Here is an 18,884-nt window from a genome sequence, read left to right on the forward strand (position 1 = left end):
CTTCGGCGACTCCCGGCCCGGCGGTCAGCTTGCGAGCGGCTTCCCGCACCACCGCAGCGGGTTGGAGCCCGGGGCTTCGTTCTGGACGATCTCGTAGCCGGTACCGGCGGAGTTCACCCGGACGAACGTGAAGCAGCTGTCCTGCTGGTCCAGGCTGCGGCTGAAGTCGACCGGCCCGGCGAGCAGACCGTCCGCGTCGTAGTCCTTGACCGCCCGCAGCCCCTTGACGAACGCCTCCCGGGTGGGACATGGCCCGGCGGCGGCCAGCCCGCGCAGAAACAGGTCGGTGACGATGTAGCTGGAGTAGGCGACGGCGTCGTTGGGCGGCTGGAACTCCGGCGAGTACTGGGCCATCGCGCCCAGATACGTCTTCTGCGCTGGGATGTCGGCCTCGAACGGCGTGATGGCGGCGAAKATCGCGAGCCCGGCGACAGTGCGGCCATACCGTTCGATCGTATCCGGGCCGTATCCACTGACCGCGATGACGGTCTTGATGGCGCTGCTGGCGGAATGAGCCGCGGCGGTGACCCGCTCGATGTCATCCCCGCCCATGGCGATGAGGACGGCGTCGGCGCCGTCGGCGCGGATCTGGGCCGCGAGCTGCTCGGGACTCGAGATGACGGAGCTGAACGAGATCACGCGGGCCGGGATGCCCACCGAGGTAACGCTGCGTTCGAGCAACGAGCCATAGCCCCGGGACGACTCCTCGGTGTCGTTCCTGACGATGATCGCCCTGGTCCCGCCCTGCGCTTTGACATAACGTCCGATGATGTCGGTCGCGTGCTCACTCGTCAGGTCGGACGGAAAGGTGAACATGTTGGGGTAGGCCGGATCGGCCCAGACCCGCTCGCTCGGCAGGCCCGCCGCCGGGATACCCTGCGATCGCAGCAGCTCCGCACCGCCGGAGCCGGCCGTCGTCATCTCCAGGAACCCGAAGACGCCCTGACTGACCAGCTTGGCGGTGGCCACCTTGTTGGCACTCACGCTGGCCTCGTCGTTCTGCCAGTCGTAGCTGACGCGTCGGCCGTTCACGCCACCCTCGGCGTTCGCCAGTTTTAATCGGGCATCGACGCCACTGCGCGCGGCCCGCAGGACGTCACCGATGAGCCCGGAATCCGGGTAGATGAGCCCCAGACGCACCTCCCCGGCCGAAACTCCGGGTGTGTCGCATGTTTCTGCTTGGCGCGCCGCGTCGGACGAGCCCGAGCAGCCCGCGGCCACACAGATGGTGGCCATCGCCGCGGCCGTGACTCGGCCCCATCGTCGGGCCGTGGGCCGGCGAAGCTGGGATAAGGACAATAACAGTCGCCGATGCATGTGAACTCCAGGTCGGCGARCAGACCAACAGCTGTTGGTCTGCTCGCCGACCTCCTGGTAGGCGAAGGACCTGTTCCGGTCCTAGGGTCAACGCCGTCCGGCGTCAGGTGCCGGGCAGAAGAAGTTGGTTCGTCGCGAGTTCTTGGTATATGGGGTCGGAGTAAAGCAGATCGGCGTGGGTGCCAACGGCACGCACCTGTCCCGCCTCCAGAACGACGATCTGGCGGGCGTTGACCACGGTCGACAGCCGATGGGCGACGACCAGCACCGTCGTCGTCTCGGCCGCGGCCGCGAGCGCGTCGCGCAGCGCGGCCTCGTTGACCGCGTCCAGCGCCGACGTCGCCTCGTCGAGCAGCAGCAGACGCGGCCTGCGCAGCAGGGCTCGCCCGATCGCGACTCGCTGCCGCTGACCGCCGGACAGGGTGCCGCCGCGATGGCCGATCCAGCCGTCCAGGCCGCCCGGCAGGGTCTGGACGACGTCGCCGAGCCGCGCGAGGCCGACCACGTTCCACAGGTGTTCCTCGTCGACGCCGGAAAGCCCGAGCGTCAGGTTCTCCCGCAGGGTGCCGGCGAGGACCGGGGCTTCCTGCTCCACGTAGCCGATCGACCGGCGCAGGTCGGTCAGCGGCCAGTCACGGACGTCCCGGCCGTCGACGAGAACCCGGCCGGCCGTCACGTCGTAGAACCGCTCCAACAGGGCGAACAGACTGGACTTGCCGGCTCCGGACGGCCCGACGACGGCGGTCATGCCGCCGGCGGGGACGGTGAACGTCACGCCCTGGTGGACGAACGGCAGACCGGTCCGGTAGCTGAACACGACCTGCTGGAACGCCACGGTGGCGCAGGCAGCCACCTGGCTGGGGGCAGGATCCTCCGGGCCAGGACGCGCGAACTCGTGCGTGCCGTTCGCACCAGGCCCGTCGTTCCCCTCGGTGCTCGCTCCGACGCCGTTCGCCGACAGGGAGACGGCATGAGCGGGCACCGTGACGAGGGTGCCGGGCGGTCGCGCACGGACGGCGGGCACGGGGACGGGTTCGACGGAGAGCCTGAGCACGGCCTCGATGCGCTCGGCGGCGCCACCACCGACCTTGACCTGGCCCCAGGCGCTGACCAGGGCCGTCACGGGCTGCGTCAGGAAGAACATGTACAGCAGGTAGGCGATCAGGTCGGCGAGCGACAGTCGTCCCGACGCCACCCGGGCACCGCCGACACCGAGCACGGCGAGGAACGACGTCTGCATCAGCAGGCTCGCGGACGCCCCGCTGCCCGCCTGCCAGGCCGCCACCCGCAGGCCGCGACGCCAGGCGGTGTCCGCCGCGCCGGTCAGCAGGCCGATCTCCCTGGCCTCCGCGCCGGCCGCCTTCACCGTTCGGAAGGCGCCCAGGTCGCGGTCGAGCAGCATCGCCAGGTAGGCGACGGACTCCTGCGTCCTGCCGGTGGCCTGTCCGATCCGGGCCGCGGCCCAGCGCACCGAGACGCTCATCGTCACGACCGCGGTGAGCGTGACCGCCAGCAGCACAGGGTCGATCAGGCCCATGAGGACGAGAGACCCCAGCAGGGCGACCACGGCCGTGACGGAGGCGACCATCGACTGGGTCGTAACCTGCCGCAGCAACGTCGTGTCGGCGACCAGCCGGGACATCAGGTCAGCGGGGTTGACCTCGTCGAGCACCCCCGGTCGCAGCCGCAGGATGCGGGTCACCAGCTGCCGCCGCACGCTTCGGACGACGGACTCGCCGACCGTCTCGACGACGTAGTAGCCCACGGCGCCGACGGCCGTCCCGAGGACGACGGCGCCGCCCAGAACCAGAAGCAGACCGGTGACCGGCTGATGGCGGGCGATGCGGTCCAGGATGCGCTGCGCGATGAGTGGCTGCGCCAGCGACAGCGCCGTACCCGAGAGCGTCAGCACGCCGCCGAGGGCGAGGCGGCTCCGGAAACCGGCGGTGTAACGGAGGACCATGTCCAGGCGACCGCTCGGCCGGTGCCGTGGGGCGGAGTCACCGAGCTCGCCCGCCCTCGTTTCGCTCATCCCGCTCATCCGGGCCGGCCGTGCTTCGCGGCGAGCCCCACCAGGTGGTCCGCCGCCGCGACGGCCCCGCCCGCGGCCCTGAACGAGGCGCCGACCCGTCGGGCGTCGTCGCGGTACCGCGGGTCACCCAGGACGTCGGTGACCGCGGCCCCGATGAGGTCCGCCGTGGCGTGGCCGAAGTGCAGCCGGACGCCCGCTCCCGCGTCGACCACCTGCTGCGCGACGACCGGCTGGTCGTCGCGGATCGGCGCGACGACCAGCGGCAGACCGTGCGCGAGCGCCTCGCACACCGTGTTGTGCCCGCCGTGGCAGACGACGGCGGCCGCGTGGGGCAGCAGCGTCCGGATCGGCAGGTACGGCCTGGGCAGGACGTTGTCGGGCGCCGCCGCGATCGCGCCCGCCGGGTCGGCCACCACGGCCTGCACCCCGCCACCGAGCTGGCCCAGCGCGTCGGCGCAGGCCCGCAGGAAGCGGCCGCCGACGGGACCGTTGACGGTGCCCAGGCTGACGACGACCAGCGGTCTCCTCGGGTCGAGCCAGTCCCACGGGAACGGCACCTCGGGCGTCAGGGCGACGTCCGGCGACACCGCCGCCGCGGTCACCGCCGCCGCGATCGCCGCCGCCCCTGCGGCGGCCCGCCGGCGCAGCGCCGGGCCGACCCAGGCGGTCGGCGGACCCGTCGCGTCGGCCGGGCCGGCGAGCGCCTCGGTGGTGAAGGCGAGCACGAGCAACGGGGAGCGTTCGAGCGTCGCGGGCGTCAGTGGCACGGGCGCCAGCGACACGGCCGCGTCCGGGCACAGCCGCGCGATCAGGTCCGCGAACAGGCCGTCGAGCCAGTCGCGGATCTTGGGCGTGGCGGCGAAGGGATCCCGCAACGAGCCGGATGTGCTGGCGGAGGTGACCCACGGGATGCCCAGCCGCGCCGCGGCGAGCGGGCCGGCCAGGGCCTGCATGTCGGCGACGACGAGGTCGGCGCCGGACCGTTTGGCCGCGTCGGCGACCGCCTCGTGGGTCGATTCGGCGAGCGGGATGAGGAGCTCCTCCCAGAGGAACCTGACCGCGGCGTAGCCGCGCAGGCCGAGACCGCTCCCGGCGTCCACGGGGCCGCCAAGGGCCGGGTGCACCACCGCGTCCGGGCCGGCGAGGCGCCTGACCAGCGACGGCTCGCCACACCAGTCGACGCGGTGACCGAGGGCGTGCAGCCGGTCGGCCACGGCGACAAGCGGGGTGATGTGTCCCGTGAGCGGCGGGACGACGAGCAGGAAAGTGCTCACGCCTGCCCTCCCGGCGTCACCGCGGCGGGGTGGTGGGCGAAGACCCAGTCCAGGAGCAGCGCGCGCACCTGCCGGTGGGCCTCCACGAGCACGGAGTGGTCCTGGTCCTGGATGACCACGGTCTGACAGTTGGGCAGCAGGCTCTCGAGCTGGTATGGGTCGTCGGCCTGGAACCCGTCGCTGCCGATGATGCTCAGAACGGGGACGGTGATCCGACTCAGCTCGGTCAGGTCGAGCATCGGCCCGGTCGGGATCTCGTCGGTCATCGAGGTCTCGGACAGGCGCCGGTAGGCCTGCCGCGACAGCCGGGCGTGGTGGTCGCCGAACTGCAGCGAGATCAGCTGATAGGTCTCTTCGCGCGACAGCTCCCGCCTGGAGTTCTCCAGCACCTCGCCCACCCGCCGCGCCCACTGGTCGGTCGGCGGCTCGGACTCGATCGAGACCAGGCTGGCGACCTTGTCCGGGTGGGCCGCCGCGAACGCGAACGCGACGGTGCCGCCGAAGCTGTTGCCGATCAGGTGCACCGGCGGCCGCACGTCGAGTGCGCCGAGCAGCCCGTCGAGGTCCGCCACGAAGTCGTTCACCTGATAGCCGCTGGCCGGCCGTTCGCTGTTGCCGTGGCCACGCAGGTCGTAGAACAGCATGTCGACGCCGGCGGCGGCCAGCGGCGCGGCCAGCGTCAGGTAGAAGCTGGCGAGGCTGTCGGTGCCGAGGCCATGGATGCAGACGAGGGTCGGCGCCGGGTTCCGCGACGGCCTGCCCGGCGTGTGCAGGTAGTGGATGTCGGTGTCGTTGACGTGGATGGTCGGCATGCTCAGTCGACGGCCGTCGGGACGTCCAGGCAGGACACGACGTAGTCGACCACCTCGCCGACGCGCAGCGCGATGACGTCGCCGAGATCCTTGTCGGCCAGGAACTCGGCCATACTGACCTCGTCGCCATACCGCTCCGCGAGCATCACGCCGAGCGTGACCAGGTCGATGCTCTCCAGCTCGAGCTCGCTGTGGAAAAGCGTGTCCATGGTCACCTGGACGGGCGGCGACCCGTACTTCCGGGTGATCGTGTTGATCATGTCGTTGGCCTCGGCAAGGACCGCACTGGTCCGACCGTCGTCCATGGTCATGCGTCGACTCCCCTCCATTCCACGTGTCTCTGGTCGTTCTTGTCGTCGTTACGGTCGTCGTTCGCCGGCTGGGCGCCGGTCGTCCAGGCCACGACGTATCCGCGGGCGGGCAGCCCTGGCGGGCTGGTGGCCACCTCGACGCAGTTCACCGCGTACCGGGTGCCGTCCACGGTCACCGCGGCGGTTACCGGTTCCCGGTCGTCGGCGGCCCGCGCCGCCGACGTGACCCGCGGCCGGGACCCGTCGACCCCGGCCGCCCGCGCGGCGGCGTCCGTCACGGCCGCCAGGCGGCAACGCCACCACGGGTCGTCGGGATCGACGCCCACCGGCGGCCGCCGGGCTGGGCCGGGGAGCGGGTTCGACCGGTCCGCCATGACCGGCTCGATGGCGAGGCCGACGGCTGCCCGCGGGCCCGGCCCGGCGTGCTCGGCCCGGGTCGGCACGGCCACCGGCACGGCGAGCGCGACCGCGAGATCCTGGACGCTCGCGACGCGGACCTCGAAGGGCGCCAGCGGGTAGCCGGGGGCGCCGGACACGGTCACCGGCGGGCCGGCACCGGTGCCCGTGCCGGCCCGGCAGCCGTTGCCGTCCCACCCGGCGGCCGCGGTGCCGAACGGGTCCGACACCTGGATCTCAGCGGGAAAGATCTCCGGGCGCTGTGGCCCCCAGAGCCGGGCGCGGACGGCGTCCTTGATCGCGATCCGCCGCAGCAGCCACTCCCGGCGCAGGCCGGGCGGCAGCACGTCATACCGCGCGCGTTCGGCCGAACCGACATAGCGGCTGAGCACCATCTCGCGGACGGCCAGGTCGGACCAGCGCTCGGTGGCCATCACCCAGCCGCCAGGGCGGAGGCCGGCGAACGGCCGCCGCTCCGGCCAGCGGAATGCCTCGTCGAGCTCCGCGGGCAGATCGAACCTGCGGTTCACCCAGCCATAGACGTTCGCCCAGACCTCGTTGCCGTCGACGAGCTGCATGTACGCCTCGGCCCACTCGTTGTCGAACTCCCTGACCCAGGCGTGGCAGGAGACCGGCGTACCCGGCGCGGGCTCGGGGCCGAAGAATTCGACGCCTCCGATCCTGACCGGGAACATCAGAAAACGGTCCGACTCCCGCATGCGCACCCAGTAGCCGAGGAGCTGACCGGCCGTGTCCAGGAGCGCACCTGGCGTACGGGAGCCAGTGAGGACGCCGCGGACATGCGAGGGCCCATGCCCGAGCAAGGTGGTCACGCCCTGGAAGGCGGGGCCGTGGAACATCCACCGTTCGCGGTACAGGTCCCGGCCGGTCATCGTCGGCGGCTGCTCGGCGTCGGCGTCAACCGGCCAGCGCGGCGGCCGCGGCGTGGGGAAGGTGTCGGCCAGCCGGACCAGACCGCTCGCGAACCCGGCGAAGGTGACCCGATACCGATCCGGCCCCTCCGGCCGCAGGCTGACGGCCACGTCGGTAGCCGGTTCCGCCGGGAGCCAGTTGTCGAAGCGCAGGTCGTAGGCGCCGACGGCGGTCCGGCCCGACGCCCGCTGCGCGTAGTCGGCCATCAGCCGGACGGTGGTGGTCGCGGCCAGCACCGGACGCCGGTCGGCGAGGTCCGGCCAACCCGGCGGCTGCGGGGTCAGCGCATGGTCGAGCAGGTACGGCATGGTCGCGGTGGACACCCGCATCGTCGCCGTCCAGCCCGCTCCCCCGGGCTCCTCGCGCAGGTCGTCCGGGCCGGTTGGGGCCGGCGCCGTAGCCGGTCCGACGGATACCGGCCCGGCGGATGCTGCTCGGCTCGGCGCGGCGTCGCCGGCCGGATAGGTCAGGACGGCCGCGGCCGTGTCGGCGGTCTCGGCCAGCAGCGCCATGAGCTCCCTGGCCAGCGGGTCCCGGTCCGCCCGGACGGCCAGCGGGTGATCGGCGGGCAGGGACCACCCCGGCAGTTCGGCAGCCAGCCCGCCGCCGGTCTGGGCATCGCCTGGTCGCGGCGGGCCGGCACCGACGAGGCCGAGACGCGGGAGCCTGGCGGGGTCGACGGCGATCGTCGACGCGCCGAGGTCGAGCCGAACCGGATGCTCGCGAGGACCGTCCGGCGCTGGGACCGTCGCGTGGGCCGTGACGTCGGCGCCGGGCTGGCCGCCGGGACCGGCGTGGTCGGTGCCGGGCTCGTCGAGCACGGCGAAGTCGGGGTCGCCGTTCTCCACCCACAGCGCGACCGCGAGCCGGCGAAGCTGGCCAAGCCCGTCGCGGTGGGCCGAGTTCGCGGCGATGGTCAGGTGGGGCGCCTCCTCGAGCACGCCGTCGACGAGCCCGCCCAACCGCCCCGGCCCGACCTGGACGAACACCCGCACACCGGCCGCGTACATCGCCTCGACGGTCTGGCGGAACAGGACCGGCTCGACCAGGTGACGGACGAACAGCTCCCGGACCGCCGCCAGGTCGGCCGGATACGGCGACGCCGTCGTCGCCGACCACAGCTCGACCTGCGCCGGCCGGCGCAGCCGAAGCCGGTCCGTGCGGGCCCGCAGCGCCGGCAGATGGGGCCGCAGCATCGGGGTGTGGAAGCCGGACCGGAACGGCAGGACCTGCACGACCACGTTCTTGCGCCGCAGCCGGCCGGCCAGGTCCGCGATCGCGGCCGGGGGCCCGCAGACGACCGAGCTCTGGGGCGCGTTGTCGTGGGAAAGGACGATGTCCGGGTAGTCGGCGAGGGCCTGTCTGGCCTGGTCGCTCGAACAGGCCAGCGACGCGTAGTCGACCTCGGGGACGTCGCCCTCGTAGGGATCGGCGGCGAAGATGTCGGCGTCGACCGCGTCGTCGTCGAACATCCCGGCGGCGAACATCGCGCTCCACTCGCCGATGCTGTGCCCGGCCAGCGCGTCCGGCGCGATCCGCATCCGCCGCAGCACCCGGTCCAGCAGCCGGCTCACCAGCAGGACACCGGTGCCGTGCCGGCCCAGGTCGGCGCTGGACAGCTCCGCCGGGAGGGCGAACCMGAAGCGGCGGGCGACGTCGTCGAGCTGTGGGGCGAACTCCGCCTCCAGCCCGGGGAACACGAACGCGGTCCGGCCGGCGTCCGGGCCGGCCAGCAGTGGTTCGGCGCTGGCCCACACCTCGCTCCGGCCGCGCCAGGCCTTCCACGCCCCCTGGCGAATCCCGCCGACCGCGTAGCGCGCGGACGCCAGCCGCCGCGCGGTCGGGTTCACCAGGCCGAGCCGCGCCCCTGTCCCGGTGTACGCGGGCGTGGTCTCGGCCTGGGCCCGCAGCACCACGTCCTCGACCTCGAGCAGGACGCCCAGCTCGTCCGGGGTCGCCGCCGCCAGCCGCAGCACCAGCTCGGGTTCGACGACCGTGGCCACCGCCGAGCCGGCGCCCGGGGCGGCCGCCGGAGCCACGACCGCCGGGCCCGCGGCGGCCGCGGCGGCCGCGGCGGCCGGAGCCTCCTCCAGCAGCACGTGCGCGTTGGTGCCGCCGAAGCCGAACGCGTTGACACCGGCCCGGCGAGGACCGACGGACTCCCACGGCACGGCGGCCGGCAGCGGACGGAACCGGGTCGTGGCGACCGCGGGATGCGGATCGTCGCAGTTCACCGCCGGCAGCAGGACCCGGTGGTGCAGCGCCAGGGCCGCCTTCACCAGGCTGGCGATGCCGGCGGCCGCCATGGCGTGCCCGATCATCGCCTTCACCGAGCCGAGCGCGCCGAGCCCGCCCGGTCCCGCCCGGTCGCCGCCGCCGGGCCCGAACACGCGAGCCAGGGTCGTCAGCTCGGCCTGGTCGCCGGCCGGCGTGGCGGTGCCGTGCGCCTCGATCATGCCGACCGCGCCGGGCTCGCGCGGGTCGAGACCGGCCGCGCGCCAGGCCCGCTCGACGGCCACCTGCTGCCCCGCCGGGTCAGGACTGACCAGCCCGCCGCCCCGGCCGTCGCTGGACACACCGGTTCCACGGACCACCGCGTAGACCCGGTCCCCGTCGCGTTCCGCGTCGGCGAGCCGCTTGAGGACGACGACGCCCGTTCCCTCGCCGATCAGGGTGCCGTCCGCGCCGCGGTCGAACGGCCGGATCCGCTGCGCCTTCGACAGAGCCCGCAGCTGCGTGAACACACTCCACAGGGTGATGTCGTGGCAGTGGTGGACCCCGCCGGCCAGCACCGTGTCGCAGCGGCCCGAGGCCAGCTCGGCCACGGCGCAGTCCACGGCGACCAGTGACGACGCGCAGGCGGCGTCCACGGTGAACGCCGGCCCGCCCAGGTCGAGGCGGTTCGCGATCCGGGCCGCGGCCAGGTTCGGCACGATGCCCATCGCCGCGTCCGGCGCCTCCGGCCCGAGCTGCTCGGTGAACGCGGCCCGGACCTGGTCGAGGTCGTCGGGGCCGAGCGTCGGCAGCAACGTCCCGAGGGTGTGGACCAGCTGGTGGGCCGTGCGCAGCCGCTGGTCGAGGCGGGCCATGCCCGGGCCGATGTAGCCGCCCCGGCCGAGGATGACTCCGACCCGGCCGGGATCTCCCAACCGGGACGGGCCGCCGGCGTCGTCGATCGCGGCGGCCGCGACGCGCAACGCGAGGAGCTGGTCGGGCTCGATGCTGCGCACGTCGCTCGGCGGGATACCGAAGCGGAGCGGGTCGGCGTAGGCGAACTCGTCCACGAACCCGCCGCGCCGGCAGTAGATCCGGTCGGCGCGGGCCGGCCCCGACGCGGCGCGCGGGTCGTAGAACGCCGGGTCCCAGCGACCGGGCGGCACCTCGGCGATGGCGTCGTTGCCGTCCACGAGGTTCCGCCAGTACGTCTCCAGGTCGGGCGCGCCCGGCAGGAGCACCGCCATGCCGACGATGGCGACCGGCGGCGACCGCCAGTCCGAGGAGGAGGAATCCGCGGAGGAAGTGGTCATCGTCTACCAGCCGGACGCGGTGTAGACGACACCGCGAAGGTCTCGCGGGCCCCAGGCCAGCTCGCGCAGCAGGCACCGGTGCCCTTCCTCCGGGTCGATCAGGTCGACCCCGCGGCGGGCGAAGTCCCGCTCCAGGTCGGCGCTGACCATGCCGGGATGACTCTCGTCCGGCGCCCAGGGACCCCAGTGGACGGTGAGCGCCCGCGCCCCGGTCCGCCCCGCCCAGGCAGCGCCGAGGGATTCCAGCGCGTCGTTCGCCGCGGCGTAGTCGCTCTGGCCCCGGCTGCCCAGGACGCCGGCGATGCTGCCGAAGAACGCCAGGGTGCGTGGCGGGACCGGTAACTCGTCGAACGCCGCCAGCAGCGCCAGCGCCCCGGCCACCTTCGTGTCGAACACCCGGCGGAACGACTCCGGCTCCTTGTCCGCGACCAGCCGGTCCTCGATCACTCCGGCGGAGTACACGACGGCGTCGATCCGACCGTGGTGGGCGAACAGCTCCTTGACGAACCGGTGGACCGCCTCGGTGTCCAGGACGTCGAGCTGGTGGTAGCGGGCGTCAGCGCCACGGGCCGCGACGGTGGCGAGCGTCGCCCGGATCTCCCGCTGCGCCAGGACCCGCGCGACCTCGCGGCTCGCCTCTCGCGGCGACCGGTGCCCGAGCTCCCGGACGGCGTCGAGCAGGGCGGTCCGGTCGAGCGCGGCCGCGAGCCGCGGGTCCTCGTCGCCCGCCGGCTCGGGGGTGCGCCCGGCCAGTTCCAGATGACAACCGGCGGCACCCGCGAGCAGGGCGGTGAACCCCGCCGTGATCCCACGGGCCCCCCCGACCAGGACGACGACGGCGTCACGGTCCAGGCCGAGCGCCGTGGCCTCGGCGGTGCCGTCGTCGGCCGGCCCCGCCCCGGCCGTCGCGAGCGGCCCGGCGGCCACCGCCGTCAGCTCCTCGGTCAGGCGCGCGCCGTCGCGGTGGACGACGACCACCGGGCCGCCGGGAGGCTCGCCCAGCTCGGCGGTGACGATGGCGGCGAGAGCGGGGCCCGCGGCCGCGTCGGTCTCGACCAGCCTGACCGTGGTTGTCGGGTACTCGCGGCCAAGCGTGCGGAACAGGCCGCGCAGGCCGATGGCGGGCATGGCATCGGGCGGGGTCACGGCCAGCAGCCAGCGAGGGCCGCCGTGCAGCACGGCGCGCAGCGCGCCGAAGGCGTCTGGCAGCTCCGGCTCCCCGGCGTCGTCCCCCCAGCCGGCCAGGTATACCGCGCCGTCCACGGCCGGTCGGTCGCCGTCAGCCGGCCTGTCGGCCAGCTCGTCGACCAGCCTGAAGCGCGCCTCGGCGCCGAGCTCCGTCAGCCGGCGCATGACCGTCTCCTGGCCGGGAACGTCGGCGGCGCGGCCGAACACCATCCAGGTGGTACCCGTCAGGTCCACCTGGCCGGGGCCGGGAGACGTCGGCCGCCTGGTGAGGACGAACCGCGTCGGACCACGGCCGCGCGCCTCACCCGCTTGTCGGGCCTCCCCCGCCGGGGCGGAGACGGACAGGTCGGCGGACACGTCACGACCTGGTCCCCGTTCGGTGAGCCAGCCCACGATGGCGCGCACGGTGCGCAGCCGGCTGAGCTCGTCGACGCCGCCGGTGCCAGTGCCGGCGAACGCGAAGCGGTCGGCGAGCTGGCCGGCGAGCTCGGTGCGCTTCAGCGAGTTGACGGACAGGTCGGTCTCGAGGTCGAGGTCGAGGTCGATCATGTCGGTCGGGTAGCCGGTGCTCTCGGCGATCAGGTCGAGCACGGTGGTCGTCACGTCCTGCGGCGTGCCGGCCGGTGATGGGGCCAGCGCGGCGACCGCCGCCGGGGTGGTGATGGGAACGTCGGCCGCGGGTGCGGGCGCCGCCGGGAGGAGCGCCGCCGTCGGAAGCGCCGTGATGACGTCCCGGCCCGAGCCCAGATAGGACATCAGCACGTCGCGCTGCGCGGCCAGGTTGTCCCGGGAGGTCCGCAGGAACTGGCTGACCAGCGTCTCCCGGGTCGCGGTGTCGACCGGGCCGTTCGCCGCCGCGCCGGTCGGCATCGTGTGGTCAGCCGGGGCCGAGGCGCCGGCCAGCGCGGGCACGGGCGACGGCGGGCCTGTCCGGCGTACCTGGTGGGCCGGCAGCAGGCCGCCGGGCAGCGGCGTACCGTCCGCGCGGCAGATGCTGCGGCCGTCCACGCTCCACCGCGGCGGGGTCGGCGCCGTCGCGCCGTCCCGGTCCACGGCGTCGCGGCCGTCGACAAGCCAGTCGACGGACAGCGGCACGCCGGCGACCAGCAGCGCCGCGACCGCGTCCAGGAAGCCGGTCAGCCCACGGCGCCGGCCGTCGCAGGCGACTGCCAGGTGCGGCCGGCCATCGAGGATGGAGTCGACCAGGCCGGTAAGCACCCGGCCGGGACCCGCTTCGACGAACACCCGCGCTCCGGCGGCGTACATCGCCTCGATCTGCTCGACGAACCGCACCGGCGCCGCCACCTGCGCGGCGAGCTCGGCCCGGACGGCGTCGCCCACCGTGGCGTCGCCGTCGGTGGCCGGGTAGGGCGCCGCCGTGCGGTTCGCCCACACCGGCAGCCGCGGGTCGGTCAGGGGGGCGCCCGCCAGCCGCTGCGCGAACTCCGCGCCGGCCTCGGCGATCAGCGGGCTGTGGAACGCGCAGGCGACGGGCAGCCGGACGGCGCTGTGCCCGGCGGCGCGAAACAGCCGGATCGCCGCCTCGACCGCCGAGGTCGCCCCGGAGATCACGACCTGGTCGGGCGCGTTGTGGTTGGCGACGACCACCTGCCCGTCGAGGCGCGCCTCGGCCAGCGTCGTGGCCACGACCGTCACGGGCGCCCGCACGGCCGCCATCGCGCCCTGGTCCGGCCACTCGGCGCCGCCGGCGGACTCCCGGGATCCGGCGCCGGTGACCGCGCGGACGATCGCCTCGCCCCGGGCGGCCGAGAGGTCGAGGAGCGTCTCGGGGGCGCAGGCGCCCGCGGCGCACAGCGCGACCAGCTCGCCGTAGCTGTGACCGCCGATCATGTCGGGCACGAGGCCCAGCCGGGACAGCAGGTGGTAGGCGCCGAGGCCCGCGATCCCGAGCGCCGGCTGCGCGACCCGGGTGTCCCGCAGCCGCTCCTCGGCGCTCCCAGCGCTCCCAGCGCCGCCCGACGGCGAACCCGGCGGCCCGTCGAACGTCGACGGCGGGAAGATCGCCTCCAGCCACGGCTCGCCGAGCCGCAGATAGTCCCGCAGCTCCGGGAAGGCGACGAACAGCTCGGCCAGCATGCCCGGCCGTTGGCTGCCCTGCCCCGGGAACAGCACGGCCACCGCGCCGGCGCCCCCCAGGTCACCCGCGCCGCTCCCGCCGCCCGGGGCGGCCGAGGCGACCGGCGAGGGGTCCCCGACGGCGAACAGCCCCACCCGCGCGTCCGACTCGCCGTGGGCCGCCCGTTCCAGCAGGTGGGCGAGGTCGTCCAGGTCCCGCGCGACCACCGCGATCCGGACGGGCCCTCGCCGCGGTCGCGCCCGGCGGGTGGCCGTCGCGGCCAGGTCGCGCAGCGGCCACGGCCGGCCACCGGCGTCGTTCGCGACCAGCAGCCGCCGCAGCTCTGTCACCCCGGCGAGGGCCGACGCCTGGTCCGCGCCGCGGAACACGAACAGCTCCGCCGGCCACTGGTCGAGGGCGTGCCGGGCGTCGACCGCGCCGGCATGACCGGTGAGGACCGCGTGGTAGTTCGCTCCGCCGAAACCGAAGGCGCTGACCCCGGCCACCCGACCGGCGACGGGCCGGGTCCACGGCCGCGCCGTGCCGGCGAAGACGAACGGGCTGGCGTCGGGCTCCCAGGCCGGGTTCGGCGTCTGGACATGCAGCGTCGGCGGCAGGACGCCGTGGTGCAAAGCCAGCGACACCTTGACCAGGGCGGCGAGGCCGGCGGCGGTCTTCGTGTGGCCGATCTGCGACTTGACCGACCCGAGAGCGCAGGTACCCGGCCGGGCGCCGGCGTCGGTGAACACCTTGGTGAGCGTCGTGAGCTCGGTGCGGTCACCGACGACCGTGCCGGTGCCGTGCGCCTCGACGAGTCCCACGTCGGCCGGCGAGACGCCGGCGTTGTGGTAGGCGCGTTCGAGCGCGAGCTGCTGGCCTTCCGGCCGGGGCGCGGTCAGGCCGAGGGACCGGCCGTCGCTGGCCGCGCCMAGCCCCTTGATCACCGAATAGACGCGGTCACCGTCGCGTTCGGCGTCGGCGAGCCGCTTGAGGACGACGCAGGCGACGCCCTCGCCGAGCGTGGTCCCGTCCGCATCGGCGGCGAAGGGCCGGGCCCGGCCGCTCGGTGACAGCGCACCGACGGAGGAGAACAGCAGGTAGTCGAGCACGCTGTTGTGCAGGTCGGCGCCGCCGCAGATCATCACGTCCGCGCCGCCGAACCGCAGCTCCTTGCAGGCCATGTCCAGCGCGGCCAGCGACGAGGCGCAGGCGGCGTCCACGACATAGGCCGGGCCGCCCAGGTCGAGCCGGTTGGAGATCCGGCTCGCGACGATGTTGCCGAGGATGCCGGTGAACGTCTCCGCCGTGATGTGCGGGAGGATGTCCCGCAGCTCCGGCGGCACCTCGCCGTAGTACGCCGGCAGCAGCGCGCGCAGGGTGATCGCGGCGGACAGGTCGCTGTTGGGCTCGGTGCCGAACACCACGCCGGTGCGGATGTGGTCGACGCGGTCGGGATCGAGCCCGGCGTCGTCGAGCGCTCGCCGGGCGGTCTCCAGGGCCAGCGCCTGGACCGGCTCGATGCTCACCAGCGACGCCGGCGGGATGCCGTAGCGCAACGGGTCGAAGGGAATCCGGGGCAGGAAGCCGCCCCACTTCGAACGGGTCTTCTCCCCGCTCGGGCCGCCGTCGGGGCCACCGTCGGCGTCGAGGTAGATCTCGGGATCCCACCGCTCGGGTGGCACGAGCGAGACCGCGTCCTTGCCGGACACGACGTTCGCCCAGTAGGTGGCCAGGTCGGCGGCGCCCGGCAGCACACAGGCCATGCCGACGACGGCGATGTCCAGGGGAGCCGCGTCGGCCGTCCGCCCAGCGGTCGCCGGGCCGGGCCCGTCCCGCAGCCGCTCGGCCTGGTCGCGCAGGTACTGGCGGGCGCCCGCCGTGACGTTGTCGTGCAGCTCGTGGATCGTGGTGGTGGCCGACCGCAGCACGGCGACCTGCCCCGCCATGAACAGGCCCTCGGCACGCTGTCGCTCACCGTCGACCGCGGCGAGGTCGTCGCCGCTGCGCTCCAGGCCCTTGCTGGCCACCCTGAGCCGGCCGACGTTGAGCTGCTCCAGCTCCTCCCACGCCCGCTGATCCGGCACGCCCCGTGCGCGCAACTCGTCGCGGGCGGCGTGGAACCGGTCGACGAACGGGCTCGACACGCAGCGGGTCGCGTGACCCGGCCCGGTCCGCAGCAGGGCCGTGCCCTCCGCGGCCAGCACCTGCCGCTGGAACTCGTCCTGGATGGCGCCCGCCTCGACGGCCTCCCGGGTGAAGAGGTAGGCGGTGCCCATCAGCACGCCGACGCCGACGCCACGGGCGGCGAGCGGGTTCGCCATCGCGGCCACCATGGACGCGGAGCGGGCATCGTGCACTCCGCCCGCGAACAGGACCTGCAGGCCGTGGCCGGTCCGGTCCCGCGGGCCGGCTCCCGCGGTCCGCGCGCCTGGCGAGGTCCTGTCGAGGTGGTCGAGCAGGACGTCGAGCTGCGCCTCCCAGAGTGGGAAGCTCGCGCGCGGGCCGACGTGGCCGCCGCACTCGGAGCCCTCGAAGACGAAGCGCCGGGCGCCCGCGTCGAGGAACTGCCGCAGCAGCGTCGGCGACGGCACGTGCAGGAAGGTCGGGATGCCGATCGCCTCGAGGTCGGCGGCCTGGGAGGGCCGGCCGCCGGCGACGATCACGCAGGACGGCCGGATCTCGCGCACCACGCCGAGCTGGGTGGCCCGCAGCTGTTCGGGGGCGAAGCCGAGCAGTCCGACCCCCCAGGGCCGGTCGCCCAGCAGGTCTCGGGTCTCCAGCAGCAGCCGGCGGGACTGCCGCTCGTCCGCGAGCGCCAGCGCGAGGAACGGCAGCGCGCCGTCGTCGGCGACGCGGCGCGCGAACCCGGCCTGGTCGCTGACCCGGGTCATCGGCCCCTGCGCGACGGGCCGGGTGGTTCCCCAGGAGGCGCACAGCGGCGAGTCCGACGCCAGGACGGACTCGGCGGCCGCGAGCTCGGCCGGGTCCGCCGCGGCGCTCAGGGCCCCGCGGATCGCCTGGACGACCCGCGCGGTGGTGCCGAACCGGTTGGCGAACAGCTGGGCGAGGAAGGCATCCTGCCCGACCGGCAACAGCTGGCGACCGGGGTCGTGCCCACCGAGCCGGGCGACGACCGCCTCGGCCGACCAGTCCTCGGCGCTCCCACTCGCCTGGCGGGCGGCGGGTAACTGGTAGACCCGGTACCCGGCCGCGACGACCGTCTCGGTGCCGTCCATCCGGCGCAGCGCGGCGCCGACCGATTCGGTCACGGTGGCCTCGCGCAGCAGGCTGAGCTGGGTGTCCAGGACGATTCCGGCCGCGCCCCCGACCACCGCCGCGACCGCCGTGCGCACACCCACCCCGCCCCAGCACCAGACGCGCGGGGACGCCCCCTCGTCCCCGAACAGGTCCCGCTGCACGAGCACCTGTTGCAACAGGACGAAGGAGCTGAGCTCACCGACGCGGCCGCCGGCCTCGTTGCCCCGGGCCAGCAGGCCGTCGGCTCCGGCGGCCACCGCCGCCACCGCCTCGCGAACGCTCGTGACCTCGGCCAGGACGCGGGCGCCGGGCAGCGCGTCCAGCAGCCGCTGGCTGCCGGCATCGGCGAGCGTGTCACCCGCCACCAGCAGCGTGTCGATCCGGCCGCGGTGCCGCGCCAGCTCGTCCGCGTCCACCGCCTCCGGCCGGGAGATTCGCACGCCGAACGACGACTCCGTCAGCCGGGCGGTCAATCGCAGTGCCCTGGCCGCGCCGGCTGGATCGGGCCCGAGGTCCAGCACGCCCAGGGCTCCGGCGCCGCTGACCGCCGCGACCAGCCTCGGGTCTGGTTCTCCCAACGGGCTCACCCCGATGACGTGGTCCCGGCTCCCGACGGCGCGGCGTCCCGCGTCGGTCACCCCGAGGCCGCCGACGACCGGCCTGGGCGCAGCACTGTGTTTCACAGATCACTTCCAGAGGTGTCCATGCGGCCGGCGATGCCGGCCGGGAGTGGGCGATGCGTCGCCGGTGCCCCCAGCGAGGGGCTTTCGGCCGGCGGCACCGGCGACGAGAGGGCGCCGGCTGGGGACGAACGGCCGTGACGTGCGGCCGACGTCGGGCGGCGAGTCCGGCGCGGTGCTCGCCGCCCACGTGTCCAGCGAATGAGCCTGGTGCTGCTTTTTTGGCGAACGCCATTCTTGGCGAACGCCCTCTCAGGAAGCGCCTTTGGCGAACGCCATCTCGGAGGTGGCGTTCCAGACCGTGCGGACCGCCGATGGACTCCAGTTTCCGATTAGGAAGAACGACCTTCTACCCAGCCCGCCGCGCCGCGCCGGTCGGCGTCGACAACACGTCCGACTGGTGGGCGAGCGGGCCTGGCGGCGGCGCCTGGGCGACGCGACCGAGGACCAGGAAGTTCGTCAGGGAACAGGCGCCAACCAGCGAGGCCGCACATCGGCGCGGGCGACCTCGTAACACCGGCGTGGACACGAGGCGAATCGAGGGGACCGAAGAAGTTCGCGGTCGAACGAATGAGGCCGTCAATATCCATCGCGCAGGAAGGCCTTGCGCTCCACACCTGGAGGTGAGAAAGGGCGTCAGTCTCACCACAGGCGACCAGGCATGCACGGCCACCCCCAGCCGGCGCGCTCGACGTCACCCCGAACGGTCGGGGCGACGTCGGGGCCGCGTCCCCGCCTCGGTTCCGCCGCCTTGCCCACCGGCGACACCCGGCCCCCCGACGAGAACCTGCCGGAGCGGCGAGGCAAGAAGGGCCGAACTATGCAGATGTTTAGCGTTCGACAAAACGACGAATCACTGAGGAACCGTGGCCCGCGGCCATGTTGGCCATACTCCGTGGAAGCGCCTCGTTACCCCCATTCGCCGTCAACGAGGACAGACAGTAAACGAAGGACCAAATCCGCGCAAGTGAGCACTCACTGATGTAGCGCGGTGATGAAGGCCAGCTACACACACGGTCACCACCACGACTGATTACGCTCAGAGAGCAGATGACCACAAGAAATCGTCACTGCGAGTT

7 protein-coding genes are annotated in these 18,884 nt (G+C 74.1%); all 7 read right to left on the minus strand.

Annotated elements, in window-relative coordinates:
* Positions 1 to 24: 24 nt before the first annotated feature.
* The 7 genes from BCD49_RS32555 to BCD49_RS32585 all read right to left on the minus strand — a co-directional run bounded on the left by BCD49_RS32555 (position 25) and on the right by BCD49_RS32585 (position 17,808).
* Positions 25 to 1,140: an ABC transporter substrate-binding protein gene (locus BCD49_RS32555; protein ID WP_051466271.1), complete on the minus strand. Its 1,116-nt coding sequence runs from the start codon at positions 1,138 to 1,140 to the stop codon at positions 25 to 27.
* Positions 1,141 to 1,420: 280 nt separating this feature from the next.
* Positions 1,421 to 3,358 (minus strand): ABC transporter ATP-binding protein, encoded by a 1,938-nt coding sequence (locus BCD49_RS32560; RefSeq protein ID WP_007515690.1) that lies wholly within the window; start codon positions 3,356 to 3,358, stop codon positions 1,421 to 1,423.
* Complete coding sequence (locus BCD49_RS32565; RefSeq protein WP_007515691.1) at positions 3,355 to 4,623, minus strand: glycosyltransferase; 1,269 nt, start codon at positions 4,621 to 4,623, stop codon at positions 3,355 to 3,357. Before BCD49_RS32565 ends, BCD49_RS32560 begins: the two co-directional genes overlap by 4 nt.
* Entirely contained in the window at positions 4,620 to 5,435 is an 816-nt protein-coding gene (locus BCD49_RS32570) for an alpha/beta fold hydrolase (protein ID WP_007515692.1), read from the minus strand. Before BCD49_RS32570 ends, BCD49_RS32565 begins: the two co-directional genes overlap by 4 nt.
* Positions 5,436 to 5,437: 2 nt before the next feature.
* Entirely contained in the window at positions 5,438 to 5,746 is a 309-nt protein-coding gene (locus tag BCD49_RS32575) for an acyl carrier protein (protein ID WP_007515693.1), read from the minus strand.
* Positions 5,743 to 10,602 (minus strand): type I polyketide synthase, encoded by a 4,860-nt coding sequence (locus BCD49_RS32580; protein ID WP_071042273.1) that lies wholly within the window; start codon positions 10,600 to 10,602, stop codon positions 5,743 to 5,745. Before BCD49_RS32580 ends, BCD49_RS32575 begins: the two co-directional genes overlap by 4 nt.
* 3 nt (positions 10,603 to 10,605) lie before the next feature.
* On the minus strand, positions 10,606 to 17,808 hold the full coding sequence (locus BCD49_RS32585) for a type I polyketide synthase (RefSeq protein WP_007515695.1): 7,203 nt from the start codon (positions 17,806 to 17,808) through the stop codon (positions 10,606 to 10,608).
* Positions 17,809 to 18,884: the final 1,076 nt, after the last annotated feature.

The sequence above is a fragment of the Pseudofrankia sp. EUN1h genome, assembly GCF_001854645.1.
Taxonomy (GTDB): Bacteria; Actinomycetota; Actinomycetes; order Frankiales; family Frankiaceae; genus Pseudofrankia; species Pseudofrankia saprophytica.

What these genes read in the sequence shown, in the direction of transcription:
- BCD49_RS32575 (WP_007515693.1), bottom strand. Translation starts at nt 5,746, where the DNA reads ATGACCATGGACGACGGTCGGACCAGTGCGGTCCTTGCCGAGGCCAAC.
- BCD49_RS32560 (WP_007515690.1), bottom strand. Translation starts at nt 3,358, where the DNA reads ATGAGCGGGATGAGCGAAACGAGGGCGGGCGAGCTCGGTGACTCCGCC.
- BCD49_RS32570 (WP_007515692.1), bottom strand. Translation starts at nt 5,435, where the DNA reads ATGCCGACCATCCACGTCAACGACACCGACATCCACTACCTGCACACG.